12 protein-coding genes are annotated in these 15,594 nt (G+C 73.0%); 6 read left to right on the top strand and 6 right to left on the bottom strand.

What is annotated here, in order from left to right; translation table 11 throughout:
* Positions 1–4: 4 nt before the first annotated feature.
* Complete coding sequence (locus tag ACGFWJ_RS08015) at positions 5–406, bottom strand: NTP pyrophosphohydrolase (protein ID WP_392946457.1); 402 nt, start codon at positions 404–406, stop codon at positions 5–7.
* A 168-nt stretch (positions 407–574) separates the two neighbouring features.
* Here ACGFWJ_RS08015 and ACGFWJ_RS08020 point away from each other — a divergent pair, with 168 nt between their 5' ends.
* Positions 575–1,372 (top strand): MHYT domain-containing protein, encoded by a 798-nt coding sequence (locus ACGFWJ_RS08020; RefSeq protein ID WP_392946459.1) that lies wholly within the window; start codon positions 575–577, stop codon positions 1,370–1,372.
* A gap of 168 nt (positions 1,373–1,540) precedes the next feature.
* Here ACGFWJ_RS08020 and ACGFWJ_RS08025 read toward each other — a convergent pair whose 3' ends face one another.
* The 3 genes from ACGFWJ_RS08025 to ACGFWJ_RS08035 form a co-directional block, all read right to left on the bottom strand.
* Complete coding sequence (locus tag ACGFWJ_RS08025; protein WP_392946462.1) at positions 1,541–1,768, bottom strand: GntR family transcriptional regulator; 228 nt, start codon at positions 1,766–1,768, stop codon at positions 1,541–1,543.
* Between the two features lie 148 nt (positions 1,769–1,916).
* Positions 1,917–3,272 (bottom strand): MFS transporter, encoded by a 1,356-nt coding sequence (locus tag ACGFWJ_RS08030; RefSeq protein WP_392946465.1) that lies wholly within the window; start codon positions 3,270–3,272, stop codon positions 1,917–1,919.
* Positions 3,273–3,529: 257 nt separating this feature from the next.
* Entirely contained in the window at positions 3,530–5,296 is a 1,767-nt protein-coding gene (locus ACGFWJ_RS08035) for an oleate hydratase (RefSeq protein WP_387649434.1), read from the bottom strand.
* A gap of 217 nt (positions 5,297–5,513) precedes the next feature.
* On the opposite strand from ACGFWJ_RS08035, the gene ACGFWJ_RS08040 reads away from it, so the two are divergent.
* Positions 5,514–6,404 (top strand): NUDIX domain-containing protein, encoded by an 891-nt coding sequence (locus tag ACGFWJ_RS08040; protein ID WP_392946468.1) that lies wholly within the window; start codon positions 5,514–5,516, stop codon positions 6,402–6,404.
* Positions 6,405–6,411: 7 nt separating this feature from the next.
* Here ACGFWJ_RS08040 and ACGFWJ_RS08045 read toward each other — a convergent pair whose 3' ends face one another.
* On the bottom strand, positions 6,412–7,002 hold the full coding sequence (locus ACGFWJ_RS08045) for a hypothetical protein (protein ID WP_392946471.1): 591 nt from the start codon (positions 7,000–7,002) through the stop codon (positions 6,412–6,414).
* Between the two features lie 180 nt (positions 7,003–7,182).
* Here ACGFWJ_RS08045 and ACGFWJ_RS08050 point away from each other — a divergent pair, with 180 nt between their 5' ends.
* Positions 7,183–7,764, top strand: a complete 582-nt coding sequence (locus ACGFWJ_RS08050; RefSeq protein ID WP_392946473.1) for a hypothetical protein — start codon at positions 7,183–7,185, stop codon at positions 7,762–7,764.
* Here the strand turns inward: ACGFWJ_RS08050 and ACGFWJ_RS08055 are convergent.
* Positions 7,743–11,507, bottom strand: coding sequence for a helix-turn-helix domain-containing protein (locus ACGFWJ_RS08055; RefSeq protein ID WP_392946475.1), 3,765 nt, complete (start codon positions 11,505–11,507; stop codon positions 7,743–7,745). The genes ACGFWJ_RS08050 and ACGFWJ_RS08055 overlap by 22 nt on opposite strands.
* Positions 11,508–11,753: 246 nt before the next feature.
* Here ACGFWJ_RS08055 and ACGFWJ_RS08060 point away from each other — a divergent pair, with 246 nt between their 5' ends.
* The 3 genes from ACGFWJ_RS08060 (at position 11,754) to ACGFWJ_RS08070 (ending at position 15,482) form a co-directional block, all read left to right on the top strand.
* Entirely contained in the window at positions 11,754–12,497 is a 744-nt protein-coding gene (locus ACGFWJ_RS08060; RefSeq protein ID WP_392946478.1) for a glycoside hydrolase family 25 protein, read from the top strand.
* Between the two features lie 39 nt (positions 12,498–12,536).
* Positions 12,537–13,088 (top strand): hypothetical protein, encoded by a 552-nt coding sequence (locus ACGFWJ_RS08065; protein WP_387649417.1) that lies wholly within the window; start codon positions 12,537–12,539, stop codon positions 13,086–13,088.
* A 429-nt stretch (positions 13,089–13,517) separates the two neighbouring features.
* Positions 13,518–15,482 (top strand): putative Ig domain-containing protein, encoded by a 1,965-nt coding sequence (locus tag ACGFWJ_RS08070; RefSeq protein WP_392946481.1) that lies wholly within the window; start codon positions 13,518–13,520, stop codon positions 15,480–15,482.
* Positions 15,483–15,594 lie beyond the last annotated feature (112 nt).

Here is a 15,594-nt window from a genome sequence, read left to right on the forward strand (position 1 = left end):
CCGGCTACGTGTTCGGCCGGCGGACGGTGCGCGGGCCCAGGGGAGTGGCGCCGAGAGCGGTGACGCGCTCGCGCAGGCCCCGGTCGGCGGTGACCACCAGGCAGCGGCGGGACGGCTCCTCGGCGACCAGGTCGACGATCCGGTCGTCACCGCTGCCGGGAGCGGACTCCACCCGCACGCCGGGCACCGACTCCACCCCGCGGGCGGCACCCTCCACCACCAGAACGACCGTCAGCGGGCCCGGCAGCTCCGGCAGCCCGTCGCGGGCGACCATCACCAGTGAGTCGCGCAGCCGCTCCGCCGCCCCGCGCCGATCGCGCCACCAGCCGTCCGGGACCGAGCCGACCACGTTCGCGCCGTCCACGATCAGCAGGGGCGGCGGCTCGGTCTCGTTGTTGTTCTTCACGAGCGTCAAGAGTGCCACGGCGCGGGCAGATGGAGGAGTGGTGCGATCGGGGAAAAGGCGGAGTGAAGGGGAATTTGACTGCTGGTACGGACCTGTAGTTACCAGGAGGTATTGTCTGTGCGGCAATCCCGCACCAGCATTTTGTTTTTCGATCGGACCCCCCCTCTCATGAATCACGGCACCATGGCCCACCTCGACGGTTTTCAGTACGGGTGGGTGAACCCGGTCGTCGCGTATGTCATCGCGTGCGTGGGCGCCGCCATCGGACTGCGGTGCACGGCCCGGGCCATGACGTTGCCACAGAAGAAGCGGGCCGGCTGGCTGGCGCTGGCGGCCGGTGCGTTCGGGTGTGGAATCTGGTCGATGCACTTCATCGCGATGCTCGGATTCATGGTCGACGCCTCGACGCTGGTGTACGACATTCCGCTGACGCTGCTGAGCCTGCTGGTCGCGGTGGTCGTGGTCGGCCTCGGCATCGGCTACGTCGGCTACCGGGGCAGCGGCACCGGCACCCTGCTGATCAGCGGCGTGCTGACGGGGTGCGGCGTCGCGGTGATGCACTACCTCGGCATGGCCGCCATGCAGGTGGAGGGCAAGGTCTCCTACGACACCCTGCTGGTCGTCGCCTCGGTCGCGATCGCGATCGCCGCCGCCACCGCCGCGCTGTGGATGACCCTGCACATCAAGGGCCTGACGGCGGCTCTCGGCGCGGCGCTGATCGCCGGCATCGCCGTGGTCGCGATGCACTACACCGCGATGGCCGCCGTCACCGTCACCCTGGACGGCCGGGCCGGCGGCGCCGGCGTCCCCGCCTCGCAGTTCGCCCTGCCCGTGGCCGTCGGCATCGTGGTGGTGCTCGCCGTGGCCGGCCTGGCGATCGCCTTCTCCCCGCAGGACCCCGAGCCCGGCACCGTCCCGGCCGCCGAGCCGATCCGGGTCGACCTGTTCGGCCAGGAGCGCCCCTGAGACGTGCCCCACGGGCGGTCGCGACAGGCTCCGCGACTGCAACGGGGTGCCGCCCCCCCCGCCTCAACGCCCCCCCGCCTCAACGCCCCCCCGCCTCAATGCCCCCCCGCCTCAATGCCCCCCCGCCTCAACGCCGCCCGCTCCGGGCGGCGTTCGGCGTTCACGTGGTCAGGGCCTTCCAGTCACCGTCCACCGGTCGCCCGGCCGGGCCTCGATCAGCCCCTCGGCCGCCAATGCGCGCAGAACGGCCACGACCGTCGGCCGGGCCGCGCCGTACGTCTCGGCGATGTCGCGCACACGCGGCAACTCCGTCATCGTCGGGTCGGCGGCGATCTCCGCCCGAAGCACATCGCCAAGGACGACGACCAACGCCCCGCTTCGAACTTCCTCCGACATGTCGGCACTCCATTCATCGGCCGGCTCCGGCCGAACCGAACGATGCACTGCCGTGCAGGCCCGCGTCCAGAGCCGCACCGCGGTCGGCAGCGTCTGGTCCGCCGGCGTTCGCCCGCCGCCGTCGGCGACGCGTTCGGGGTGGTGGAGCTCAGCTCGAAGTGACGGACGGCGCGGGCGAGTCGATGGCGATGGTGCTCGCGGTGCCCAGCCGGGCCGCGCTGAAGTGGCGCTGTGCGTACGCGGCGACGGTGGTGGCGGCGCCCAGGGCGAGCCAGCCGAGGGGGCCGGTCGCGAGGACCGCGCCGGTCAGGAGGAGGGGGCCGGCCGCCTTTTCGGTGGACTGGGCCATGCCGGCCACGCCGAGGTATTCGGGGCGGGCCCGTTCCGGGGCCAGGGCCACCGACAGCTCCCAGGAGACCACCGAGCGGATCAGTTCGGCGAAGGTCACCAGCACCGCTGCGACCAGTAGCAGCGCCGAGGCGAGGACCGGCCCCGTCCCGTACGCCGCGGCGGCCGCCGCGCAGCAGCCGAGCAGCGTGAAGCCGTACACCGGCACGGCCCGCACTGCCTGGCGGGGCGTCCGGACGGCGGCCGAGACGCGGAGTTGGGCGGCCACCACCAGGACCGTGTTGATCGCCAGGAAGGCCGGGACGAGTGCGTGCGGCGCGTGGGTGGCGTGGATCAGCCACAGTGGCAGGCCGACGTTCAGGATCGCGTCGTCGATGGTGAGTGCGCAGTCAAGGGCGACGAAGCGCAGGTAGCCGCTGTCGCGCCACGGGTTCGGGCGGGGCCCGGTGCCGGCGTCCGGGGCGGGGTGCCCGGATCCGGCGACCACCCGGCCCTCGTGGCGCGGTTCCCGGATGCCCGCCACCAGGGCGGCCGACAGCAGGAAGGAGAGCACGTCCGCGAGCAGCAGCGCCCGGTACGCGGCCGGGGTGCCGACCGCGAGGCCGATCGCGGCCAGGCCCGCGCCCGCCGCGTAGCCGGCGTTCATCGCCGTCCGGGACAGCGCCCGGTACACCGAACGCCGGTCGCCCGCCGCGTCGGTGGCGAACAGCATCTCCATCGCGCGGGCCGCCCGGTCGCCCAGCGCGGTCACCGCGACCAGGGCCAGCAGCGCGCCGAACGAGGAGCAGAGCAGTATCGCCGCGAGCGCCACCGACCGCAGCAGGTGGCACCCGATCAGCACCGGCCGGCTCCCGAGGCTCGCGGCCAGCCGCCCGGCGAGCGGCGAGCCGGCGATCCCGGCCACCGAGGCGACGCCGAGCAGCAGCCCGACCTGGCCGGCCGTCAGCCGCTCCACCTCGGTGAAGTACAGCACGCAGGCCGCCGCCCACACCCCCGACCCGGTCCGGTCGGTGAACACCGTCAGCAGCATGGTCCGCCCGGCCGCGCCCCCTGGCGGGTTCCGCAACTGGGCCAGCAACCCCGCCCCGCCGTCCCTGCTTCCCGTCGCCATCGCGGCCACCCCGTTCACGCCGTCGTTCTTCCGTACCGGGAGCACTCTGCCGGAGAAGTCTCTCGATATCAAGATGCTTGATGTCGAGATGTTGCGCGACGGGGGTGCGACGGAAGTGTGGCATTGACGGTGTGTGAGGCCTGGGGCGTTCACCCGCGCGTCGACCCGCAGGGCGTCGAGCGTCGATCCGCAGGGCGTCGAGCGTCGACCCGCAGGGCGTCGAGGCGGCCGTTCGGTTCGACGCGCCGAGTAGTCGCGCCGGTGCCCCGGACCCGTTCGGGTCCGGGGCACCGTATGCGGGGTCACTCGGGGAGCAGGTTGTACTCGCTCAGCAGCTCGCCGATCTCCGAGGTCTCCAGCCGCTTGTTCAGCCGCTTGCGCAGCGCGTGGGGGCCGGGCAGTGCCACCGGCTTGCCGTCGCGCAGCCGGCTCGCCGCGTTCAGCAGCGCCCGCACGTCGTACGTCGAGTTGAACACCTCGGGGATGCCGCGCTCCACGCCGAGCAGGCGGTACGCGGCCTCCATGCCGGTGCGCACCGAGTACTCGGTGGTGAAGATGCAGTCCCGGTCGCCGGCCTCCGCGAACTGACCGATGAAGGCGAAGTTCACCGCGCCCGGCGGCACCACGTCCGGCCGGTCGCCGGCCTGGCGGGGCATGAAGAACGACGTCACGTACGGCATCATCACCGGCACGCACTTGGCCGCCTCCGCCGCCAGCTTGTCGATGTGCTCCACCGGAACGCCCAGGTGGTACAGCCACTCGCGGGTGATCTCCTCGCCGGTGCACTCCTGCATCGGCTTCTTCACGTAGTCGCCGGGCACGTCCACGAACAGCGAGTACAGCCACACCACGATCTGGTCCTTCGGCTGCTGCTTGAAGTGCGGCTGCCGGTTGACCGTCCAGCTCAGCAGCCAGGACGAGTCGCGGGCGGTGACGATGCCGCCGGTCACCACCCGGCCCGAGAACGGGTCCCGCTTGCAGACCTTCTGGATGTACTCCGGGATCCGGTGGTCCAGCGTGGTGACCGTCGCCGACTCCCACTTGGTCTGCGGGACGTGCGCGCCGAACACGTCCGGACGGCCGAAGTCCGGGTGCTTCGCCGCGATCCGCCGCCACAGGTCCCAGGCCGGCGCCGGGCCCTCCTTCAGCTTCGCCGGGGTGTGCTGGTCGCCGTTGTCGGAGTTCTCGGTCAGCGAGCCGATGGTGGTGAACAGCAGGTCGTCGGCGGTCAGTTGAACCCCGCCCGGCTCACCGCCGGAGACCCAGTGCAGCGCCGTCGCCTGCTTCCGGCCGTCCGTGAAGGAGAAGTCGACGTCGGTGACCTCGGTGTCGTACTGGAACACCACACCCTGGTCCATCAGCCACCGCACCAGCGGCAGCACCAGCGACTCGTACTGGTTGTACTTGGTGAACTTCAGTGCCGAGAAGTCCGGCAGACCGCCGATGTGGTGCACGAAACGGTGCAGGTAGAGCTTCATCTCCAGCGCCGAGTGCCACTGCTCGAAGGCGAACATGGTCCGCCAGTACAGCCAGAAGTTCGACGACAGGAAGTCCTCGCCGAACACCTCGTCGATCCGCTTGCCCTCCATCTCCTGACGCGTCGCCAGGAACACCTTCAACAGGTCCCGCTGCGCCCGGTCATTGAGCGCGAACAGGCCGTTGGTGCCGGCGTCGCGGCCCTGCTGGTGGGTGACGCGCTGGAGGGAGAAGTTCGGGTCGTCCTTGTTCAGCCAGTAGAACTCGTCGAGGACACTGGCCCCCTCGATCTCGATCGACGGGATCGAGCGGAACAGGTCCCACAGGCACTCGAAGTGGTTCTCCATCTCGCGGCCGCCGCGGACCACGAACCCGCGCTCCGGCTCCTTGATGCCGTCCAGCGCGCCGCCCGGAATCCGCTGCTGCTCCAGGATGGTGATCCGCTCGCCCGCCAGTTGTCCGTCCCGGACCAGGAACGCCGCGCCCGCCAACGATGCCAGCCCCGAGCCGACGAACCACGCCCGCTTGCCGTCCACTCCCGCGGGCTTGCGCGGCCGGGCGAACGCCTCGTAGTTGCCGCTGCTGTAGTACATCGACGCTCCCTCATCCGTTCCACGGGCCGACCAAGATCGCCGGCCCCAGGTCCCACCCAACCCGTCCTTACATCCGCGCGCACGGCGGGTTGCCCGCATTGCGCCGTCTGGGTGAATTCGGCTGCTGCCGGGTTCCGGCGGATCCCGCACCGGGCATTGGCATGCGCCGCACCGCTGCCTAGGGTCGAAGACAGGCGCACGCGGACAGGGGGACACCGTGACCGGACACCACGACCTCACCGAACCCATCGGCCAGTACCTGCGCCGGACCGCCCTCGCCAGCAGCCACGGCGCCCTCTACTTCACCGACCGGCACGGCCACCCGTTCCACCTGCGCTCCGCCCACGACCCCGACCGCTGGCAACTGCCCGGCGGCGACACCCGAACCGGCGAAACCCCCTGGCAGAGCGCCCGGTCGAGGGCCCGCGAGCAACTCGGAATCGACGTCGAAACCGAACGCCGCCTGCTCGCCGTCCTGCACCACGCACCCACCGCCCAGCGGCCACTCGCCGCCACCGACTACATCTTCGACGGCGGCACCCTCGACGACGACCAACTGCGCGGCATCCGCCTCACCACCGCCCACACCGACTGGGCCGTCGACACCCTCTGGCGCTGGCGCAACCGGATGCGACCCCAGGACCACCGCCGGCTGATGCTCGTCGACCGCGCCCGCCGCGCCCGCACCACCCTGTACGCCGAGGACACCGACCCCGGCGCCGACGCCTTCGAAGGCGTCCTCGTCCTCGTCACCACCCCCGCCCGCGACCGCGTCCTGCTCAACCTCCGCGACGACCACCCAGGCATCGCCTGGCCCGGCCACTGGGCCCCCATCGGCGGCTGGCGCGAAGGCCACGAGAACGCCCACGACTGCGCCACCCGCGAAATCCGCGAAGAAGCCGGCATCACCGTCACCGCGCTGCGCCCACTCGACGCGCCGCGCCACCCGCTGATCGCCGACACCACCACCGTCCTGCACGCCGTCTACGACGGACCCGAGGGCGCCCTCGTCCTCGGCGAGGGCCAGGCCGTCCGGCTGGTGCGCCGGGAGGAGATACCCGCCCTGCGCACCCCGCCGTACCTGGCGCACTACCTGGCCCACCTCTGACGCGCCACTACACCTCCTGGACGACCGCGCCGTCCGCGTCGCACACCCGGATCCGCAGGCCGAACTCCTCGCGCAGCGCCGCCGCCTGGGCCGGGGTGGCCAGCAGGTGGAGGTCGTCCCCGCAGGTCTCGTCGGCGGGGACGGGGTGGAAGACCCGGGGGTCCGCACCGCCCGGCTCGAGGTCGCCGATGCCCAACTCGATGGCCCCCAGGTCGAGGTAGTCGTCGGACGGCTGGTCGATCCACCACGACTTCGCCACGCCGTTGACCTTGAAACGGAGCTCCCGGGTGTCGCCGATCTCGCCGACCAGTTCCACCCCGGTGACCGTGACCGCGCCGCCGATGATCCGTGCCGCGTTCCTGAGGACGGACTCGTAGGCGCTCTCCGCGAAGTCGACGTCCTCGCCGTGCGCCCGCACCGCGACGCCGCACTCGTCCAGCACCCCGGCCAACTCCTGGGCGCGCCGCTCCGGGCGGGGCTCGCCCCAGGCCGCGGTCGACGCGACCTGCTCGTCCGCCGTCCGACGGTCGATCATGCCGAGTTCGTGCAGGCGCACGACCAGGCGCTGGTAGGTGTTCATCCCCGTGTTGTTCTCCATGCCCCGGATCCTGACATCCCGTTAGGACAGAGCCGACGCATGTTCCTTGGTGGATACGGGAGTTGGCGCAATGTCAATAGTCGGTATCCGGACGTTTGGTGTGATTGGTGCGCCAGGTGGATAGGCTTGCGGGCAGCACGGCCGGAACGGCCGCTTCACCGAGGGGGAATCCACACCGAAATGTCGTACCTGCGCACCTTCCTGCCCTGGATCGTCTTCGCGGTGATCCCGTCCGCCCAGTGGCAGTGGGCCGCCCTGGCCGGTCTGGTCGTCGCCTCGGCCGTCATCCTCCAGCAGCGCAGGGCCGGAGCCGCCTGGGACGCGCTGATCATCGAACTCGGCTCCGCGCTGTACTTCGCCGCGCTCGCCGTACTCGCCTTCGCCGACCCGCACTCCGGCATCCGCGACTACTCCGCGACGCTCTCCTCCGCCTGCCTCGCCGTCATCGCCGGCACCTCGCTGCTGATCGGCAAGCCGTTCACGCTCGGCATCGCCAAGCGCAGCACCCCGCCCGAGATCTGGCCGCTCAAGCCGTTCATCCGGGTCAACGTGATCATCACCTCGGTGTGGACGGCCGCGTTCGCGATCACCGCCGTCGTCCTGGGCGTACTCGCCCACGCGGGCCACGGCCACTCGCTGGCCTCGCTGCTGGTCCAGCTCGCCGGGTTCGCCGTGCCGATGGTCTTCACCATCCGCTACGTCGCCCTGGTGCAGTCACGCCGGCCCGACGGCCCGTCGGGTCAGCCGCAGTCCGGGCGGTAGCCGACGGCAGGCAGCAGCCGCGACCACTCGTCGCGGGGGAGTGGGGCCCGCAGCACCGCGCAGGCCCGCGCCACCGCGGCGTCCGGCGACAGGCTCCACAGCGGGGCGGTGCCGTCGTCGCCGCCGACCAGGGCCCGGCCGTCGGGCAGGAACGCGAGACCGTTCAGCGACTGCGCCGGGCCGGTGAGGGTGGTGGCCGGGGCGTCCGGGTGCGCGGTGTCCCAGCGGCGCAGCCGGCCCTCGCGGCCGACCGCCGCCAGCGCCCGGCCGTCCCGGGCGAACGCCAGCGCCAGCACCGTGTCGTCCAACGAGCGCCGGACGGTGTCCAGTCGCGCACCGGCGCGGGTGTCCCACACATTCACCAGCCGGTCGTTCCCGGCGGTCGCCAGGTAGCGGCCGTCCGGGCTGACGGCCAGCCGGCGCACCTGATCGGCGTGCCCGTAGGCGCTGGCGCGGACCGGCCGCCCCGGATCGGCGACGGTGAGCAGGCGGACGAACTGCGAGTCACCGGCGAACGCCAGCTCGGCGCCGTCACCGAGGAACACCAGGGCGTGGACGCGGTCGTCGTTCGCGGGCCGGCGCTCCTGCAACGGCGAGCCGTCCGGCGGGCCGAGCAGCAGCCGGCCGGATGTGGTGCCCACCGCCAGCTGCGACCCGTCGGGGCTCAGCGCGACCGCCGACACCCGGCCCGTCACCCGCAGCGAGGCCCGCACCGCGCCGTCCGCCGCACCGCGGACCTGCACCGCGCCGCTGTCGGTGCCGCTCGCCAGGGCGCGGCCGCCCCGGTCGAAGGCCAGCGCGGTGACCGCACTGCCCGACGGACCCGTGACATCGATCGGACGCGGCACCGGCCCGCCCACGTCCCACAGCGCGAGCCGGCCGTCGGCGGTGCCGACCGCCGCCCGGTCCCCGGCCGCGGCGACGGCCGTGACCTGTGGATGCTCCGGCCACGGCGCCAGATCCGTGCCCCGCCGCAGATCCCAGACCAGCACACTCCCCGGCGGTGAACCGAACGCGGCCGAGGTGACGACGGTACGGCCGTCCCGGCCGATCGCCGCGCCCAGCACGAACGTCGGATGGCCGTGCAGCTCGGCCGCCACCCGGCCGGTCGCCACGTCCCACACCCGGGCGGCGCCGTCGTCGCCCGCGGACACCAGGGTGGCGCCGTCCGGCGTCAGGTCCAGCGCGTTCACCGAACCGACATGACCGGGCGGCAGGTCAGTGGCCGGCCACTGCCGCGGCCCGGTGTCCGGGTCCGCCGGACGCCACAACCGGATCCCGCCCTGCTCGTCGCCGACCGCCAGCAGCCCGCCGCCCGCCGCGAACGCCAACGACCGGGGCGACGGCGAGCGGCCCGCGAACACCACCGGCGCACCGCCGTCCCGCCGCGGCGGCGCGTCCACGTCCCGCACCAGCACCGCGCCGCCGACATCCGCCGAGGCCAACTGGTGGCCGGCGCCGAACGCCAACCCCTGGATCGCGCCCGCATGGTCCGCCAGCGTCCGCACCGGCGGCGCCGCACCCGCGTCCGTGCGCCACACCCACACCTGGCCCAGCAGCGCCTTGTCGCCGGAGCCCGCCGCCAGCAGCGCGCCGTCCCGGCTGAACGCCAGCCGCTTGGCCTTCGCCGGCCTGCCCTCGCCGTTCACGGGCATCACCGGGGCCGGCAACGGCGCCCGGTCGGCCACCCGCCACAGCAGGATCCGGCGCCGCTCGTCGCCCGTGAGCGCGGCGGCCAGCACCGACCCGTCCGGGCCGAACTCCAGATCCTGCACCGGATGCCCGACCTCCCCCTGGAGCTCGGCGACCCGCGCGGTGGTCGCGGAATCCCACAGCGTCACCCGGCCCTGCGCGTCACCCGTGGCGACCAGCTTCCCGTCCGGGCTCAGCGCCAGCCCGTTCACCCCGTATTCGAAACCCGGGATCCGCCCCGCCAGGTACTGGCCCTGGGTGCTCAGCACCGCGTCGTCCGCCTCCCGGCGCAGCTCCGGAACGCCCGCCTCGGCGATCCGGCGCGCCGCCACCGACTGCCACAGCGCCGCGTACGGGTCACGGGACGAACTGCGCTGCGCCTCGGAGAGCAGCACCAGTGCGCTGCGGCCGTCCGTCGCCGCTTCCGCCCGCTCGTGCTCCTGCCGCAGCAGGTCGCCGGCGAGCGCCGCCGCGACCAGCAACAGGGCCAGGATGCCAGCCAGTTGACGGCGGGTCCGGACCCGGCGGCGCTCCGCCCGGCGCTCCTGGTCGGCGCGGTGCGCGGCGGCGGCCAGGAAGTCCCGCTCCACCGGCGCAAGGCCGCGCCCGCCGTCGGACGCCGCCCAGGCCCGGACCACCTCCAGCCTGCTGCCCCGGGGCAGCAGGGCCTCCTCGCGGCCCGACGCCGCCCAGTTCTCGGCGTCCTGGGTCAGCTGCTGATGCAGTCTCAACTCGTCCCGGCTGTCCTCGATCCAGCCGCGCAGCCGCGGCCAGGCCCGCAGCAGCGCCTCGTGGGAGAGCGTCGCGCCGGCCGCGTCCAGGGTGATCAGCCGGTCGTCCGCGAACGACGCCAGCACCTGCTCCACCTGGCCCGGCTCGGCGTCGGCCGCCGCCAGCTGCGACAGTTCGGCGCGCCTCCGCGACACCTGACCGTCCGGGCCGAGGTGGACCAGCCGCAGCAGCACCCGGCGGGCCGCCACCCGGGCCGGACCGTCCAGCCGCGACCAGGCCCGCTCCGCCGTCAGCGCCACCGAACCGTGCAGGCCGCCGATCGCCCGGTAGCCGGACAGCGACAGCGCCCGCCCGCAGCGCTGCTGCCACACCGCGCGCAGCGCGTGCGCGAGCAGCGGCAGCGCCCCCGGGTCGTAGGCGCCGCCGTCCGGGGCGCCGACCGCGGCGCCGTCCAGGCCCAGATCGGCCAGCAGCACCTCCAGCAGGCCCGGCTCCAGCTCCAGCCGGGCGGTGCGGGCCGGTGCGGTGATCGCCCGGCTCAACTCCTCGGCGCTCATCGGCCCCAGCGCGAGCTGACCGCGCCGCACCGCCGCCAACACGCCCTGGTGCGCCAGCGCGTGCCCGTACAGGTCGGCCCGCAGGCCCAGCACCACCAGCCGGTTGCCGTCCGGTCCGGCCTCCTCGCACAGCCGGTCCAGGAACGCCCGCCGCTCACCCGGATCGGCGCACAGCGTGAACAACTCCTCGGCCTGGTCGACGATCCAGACCGGGCAGGCGCCCCGGGCGAGCGCGTTCAGCCGCGCCATCGGTTCGGCAGTGGGGGAGAAGACCTCGGCGTCGACCGCCCCCAGCGCCGGCAGCGCGCCGCGCCGCAGGGCCGGCACCAGCCCCGCCCGCAACAGCGAGGACTTGCCCGCGCCCGACGGGCCCACCACCGCGACCGGGCCACCCCGGTCCGCCAGCCGCTCGCCCAGCAGCGCCAGCAACTCGGCGCGCGCCCGGTCCCGCCCGTGGAACCAGCGCTCGTCCTCCGCCCCGAAACTCGCCAGCCCCGGGTACGGGCACTGACCGCGCACCGCCAGTTCCAGCAGCGCGCCACCCGTCCGCAACGCCTGGTCGCAGGCCCGCGCGAACGCCGCCGTGGGTGGCTTGTCGCCGCTCTCCACCTTGCTGATGTGGCTCTTGTCGTAGTGCACCTGACGGGCCAGCTTCTCCTGCGAGAGCCCGGCCGACTGCCGCCGCTCCCGCAGCACCGCCCCGAACCCGGCCCCGCGCCCACCCTGCCCGGGCACCCGCCCGCGATCGCCCTCGGTGCTCACCGCGACCCCGCCTCCCTCGACTCCACCCCACCCAACGAGCCCGCCCGACCCCGGACACGGGGCGCCGCGCCACCCGGGAGGCCGTCAGGAAACGGGCAGGTGGGAGGGGTTGTCGAGGTGCCGGGCCCGGACGACAACCGGCAACCGGTGCGCGGGCGGCATCCGGCGGGCAACGCTGTCACCGGGGCCGCAGCAATCACCGCCGCACTGACGCTCCGTCACCACCGCACCCAGGAGGACCTTCCCATGACGCCCACCCGTCGCGCCGCCTGCTTGCTGGCGCTCGCAGCGTTCGGACCGGCCGCCCCCGCCGACGCCGCCGGCGGACCGCAGACCTACACCGTTCGCGGCTTCGACAGCTCGCACCACAACCACGAGACCAGGAACGGGGAGAAGGCCTACGACTGGCCCGCGATCGCCCACGACGGCCAGCAGTTCGTCTGGCTCAAGGCCACCGAAGGCACCGGCACCGTCGACAACTGGTTCACCCGGGACCTGGCCGGCGCCCGCTCCGCCAACCTGATCCACGGCGCCTACCACTACTTCCGTCCCGACCAGGACGGCGCCGCCCAGGCCGACCACTTCCTCGCAACCCTCCGCGGCGCCGGCCACACCGGCACCAAGCCGGGCGAACTGCCACCCGCCGTGGACGTCGAGGCGTGCACCCGTGACGGCCACCGGCTGCAACCCGCCCAGCTGGGGGCCTTCCTCCGGCGCGTCGAACACGCCACCGGCAGCGCACCGGCCGTCTACACCCGCCGCGACATCGTCGACGACTGCCTCGGCGGAACGAAGGACCTCGCCGGTTATCCCAGCTGGCTCGCCCGCTACGGCACCACCGAACCCCGCCCGCTCCCCGGCGCCACCACCTGGGACTTCTGGCAGCACAGCGACCACGCCCAACTGCCCGGCACCGCCGGCCTCCCGATGGACGCCGACGTCTTCCACGGCGACCGCGCCGCCCTGCGCCGCCTCGCCCACCTCAGCTGACCGAACCTCAACCCCCCACCCCGAAAAGGAAACACCACCATGAACCGCACCCACCGCCGGAGCATCACCGCCCTCGTCCTGCTCGGCACCCTGGCCCTCGGCACCCCCACCCTCGCCACCGCCGCGGACACCGTCACCACCACCCGGGCCGCCGACGCCCCGAAGACCACCCGCGCCGAGGAGATCCGCCGCGCCAAGGCCTGGCTGACCGCCGACCACGGCAAGCCCGTCCCCTACAGCCAGCACAAGACCTGGTCGGACGGCTACCGCCAGGACTGCTCCGGCTACGCCTCGATGACGCTGCGCCTGCCCAAGTCCGGCCCGAACACCGTCGCGCTGAAGAACGACGGCTGGACCAGGGCGATCAAGATGTCCGAACTGCGGCAGGGCGACCTGGTCATCAAGGCCAACAGCAGCGACCCCGACCACCGCCACGTGGTCATCTTCGACAGCTGGGACAACAGCAAGCACACCTCCTACCACGCCTACGAGCAGGCGGGCGGCGTCGGCACCCGCTACACCACGCACACCTACGGCCTCAAGGACGGCGACGGCTACCACGCCCACCGCCCCGCCAACCTGACGGACTGACAACCCACCGGCCGGGCTTCTTTACTGCGACCGGAATTCAAAAACCTCGCAAAGAGGCGGTACTGAATTCCACCCGAACAGCCAAGAACAGGGATGCCAACTTGAAAACTGTTGACGCCGCCGGAGGGTGAAGACCCGCACCGGCACGCGCCCCCACCTGCGTGAACAAGGTTCCTGAGTTTTCCCTTAACCGGGTCCATTGACTGTCCATCGGCAGCTCTGCTTTGCTTCAGCCCGCAGACGGACGACCGGCCCCGTACGAGGCTCCGTCAACTCGCCTGCCGCCACCGGAAATACGGAATGCCGCGTATTTCCGTGGGCGGCAATCGTTCCCGGTCGTGCCCCACCGTCCGCTCCCGCCCCCAGGTTTATCGGCCGCACTGCGCCCCACCGAGGTACGGGCGGCCGGAGGAGAGAGGCTCCCCACCCATGGGTATGACCCCCACCGCCATGCGTTCGAGGATGGCGGCGCTGACCGCCGCCGCCTCGCTCGCGCTCGCCGCCGCCGGCCTCGCCGCCACCGCGGCCCCGGCGAACGCCGCCACCCCCGAGCCGGCCGCCGTGTCCTCGGTCTCCGGCCAGGCGCACCACGGCTCCGCCGGAACCGGAGGCGTCTCCAACGAGTTCAACCCGTTCGCCCCGGCGCAGACCAACAGCACCGTCCCGGGCGTCAAGCAGCACGCCAAGCAGAAGCAGGACCAGATAGCCCACCAGCTGCAGGCCGCGGCCACCGGCCAGCAGACCCTGTCCTACGGCGGCGGCGTCGACGGCATCGGCGTGCAGAGCGGCCACTCCAAGGTCTACCTGGTGTTCTACGGCAACCAGTGGGGTTCCCAGGGAACCGACGCCAACGGCAACCTGACGTTCTCCAACGACGCGGCGGGCGCCGCGCAGGCCGCGCAGAACATGTTCAAGGGCATCGGCACCAACGGCGAGACCTGGTCCGCCGACCTCACCCAGTGGTGCGACGGCCCGAACGTCGCCTCCGGCGCGGTCTCCTGCCCGTCGAACGCCGCGTTCATCCCCTACCAGACCGGCGGCGTGCTCTCCGGCGTCTGGTACGACAACGCGGGTGCCTCCCCGGCCTCCTCCACCGGCCACCAGCTCGGCGTGGAAGCCGTCAACGCGGCCGCCCACTTCGGCAACACCACCGCCGCGGCCAACCGCGACGCGTACTACGTGGTGCTGTCGCCGAAGGGCACCAACCCGGACAACTACCAGAGCCCGACCCAGGGTTACTGCGCCTGGCACGACTACAACGGCGACACCACCCTCACCGGCGGCGCCGTCACCTCCAACTACGGCGACATCGCGTTCTCCAACCAGCCGTACAACATCGACATGGGCTCCTCCTGCGGCGTCGGCTTCGTCAACTCGCCCGGAACCCTGGACGGTTGGACGATGACCCTCGGCCACGAGTGGCACGAGATGATGTCCGACCAGAACCCGGCCGGCGGCTGGACCAACCACGTCTCCGGCTCCTCGTACAACGGCCAGGAGAACTCCGACGAGTGCGCCTGGCTCCAGCCCGGCACCGCCGGCGGCGCCGCCAACGTCAGCTTCGGCTCGTACGGCACCTTCGCCGAGCAGGCCAGCTGGTCGAACGACACCAACTCCTGCGCCATCACGCACGCCATCCTCACCCACGGCGGCGGCACCACCAACACCGTCACGGTGACCAACCCCGGCACCCAGAGCGGCACCGTCGGCACCGCCGCCAGCCTGCAGATCCACGCCACCGACTCGGCGTCCGGCCAGACCCTGACCTACGCGGCCACCGGCCTGCCGGCCGGCCTGTCGATCAACTCCTCGACCGGCCTGATCTCCGGCACCCCGACCGCCGCGGGCACCTCCTCGGTGACCGTCAGCGCCACCGACACCACCGGCGCGGCCGGCTCCACCAGCTTCAGCTGGAGCGAGGCCGGCACCGGCGGCGGCACCTGCACCGCCGGCCAGCTGATCGGCAACGCCGGCTTCGAGACCGGCACCGCCGCGCCGTGGACCTCCAGCGCCGGCGTGGTCGACAACTCCACCTCCCAGCCCGCCCACAGCGGCTCCTGGAAGGCCTGGCTGGACGGCTACGGCTCCGCCCACACCGACACCGTCTCCCAGACGGTGACCATCCCGGCCGGCTGCAAGGCCACCTTCAGCTTCTGGCTGCACATCGACACCGCCGAGACCGGCACCACCGCCTACGACAAGCTGACCGTCCAGGCCAACTCCACCACCCTGGCGACCTACTCCAACGTGAACGCCGCCACCGGGTACGTGCAGAAGTCCTTCGACCTGTCCTCCTACGCGGGTCAGAGCGTCACCCTGAAGTTCACCGGCACCGAGGACGCCTCGCAGCAGACCAGCTTCGTGATCGACGACACCGCGCTCAACGTCTCCTGACGCGGTAACAGCCTCCCCCAGGGGGGGGGGGGGGGGGGGGGGGGGGGGGGGGGGGGGGGGGGGGGGGGGGGGGGGGGGGGGGGGGGGGGGGGGGGGGGGGGGGGGGGGGGGG

It is taken from the genome of Kitasatospora sp. NPDC048407, from assembly GCF_043200475.1.
In the GTDB taxonomy this organism is placed as follows: domain Bacteria; phylum Actinomycetota; class Actinomycetes; order Streptomycetales; family Streptomycetaceae; genus Kitasatospora.

Excerpts from the sequence above, each read along its gene's own strand:
- ACGFWJ_RS08060 (WP_392946478.1), top strand. The coding sequence starts at position 11,754 with ATGACGCCCACCCGTCGCGCCGCCTGCTTGCTGGCGCTCGCAGCGTTC.
- ACGFWJ_RS08050 (WP_392946473.1), top strand. The coding sequence starts at position 7,183 with ATGTCGTACCTGCGCACCTTCCTGCCCTGGATCGTCTTCGCGGTGATC.
- ACGFWJ_RS08020 (WP_392946459.1), top strand. The coding sequence starts at position 575 with ATGAATCACGGCACCATGGCCCACCTCGACGGTTTTCAGTACGGGTGG.
- ACGFWJ_RS08045 (WP_392946471.1), bottom strand. The coding sequence starts at position 7,002 with ATGGAGAACAACACGGGGATGAACACCTACCAGCGCCTGGTCGTGCGC.
- ACGFWJ_RS08025 (WP_392946462.1), bottom strand. The coding sequence starts at position 1,768 with ATGTCGGAGGAAGTTCGAAGCGGGGCGTTGGTCGTCGTCCTTGGCGAT.
- ACGFWJ_RS08035 (WP_387649434.1), bottom strand. The coding sequence starts at position 5,296 with ATGTACTACAGCAGCGGCAACTACGAGGCGTTCGCCCGGCCGCGCAAG.
- ACGFWJ_RS08065 (WP_387649417.1), top strand. The coding sequence starts at position 12,537 with ATGAACCGCACCCACCGCCGGAGCATCACCGCCCTCGTCCTGCTCGGC.
- ACGFWJ_RS08070 (WP_392946481.1), top strand. The coding sequence starts at position 13,518 with ATGGGTATGACCCCCACCGCCATGCGTTCGAGGATGGCGGCGCTGACC.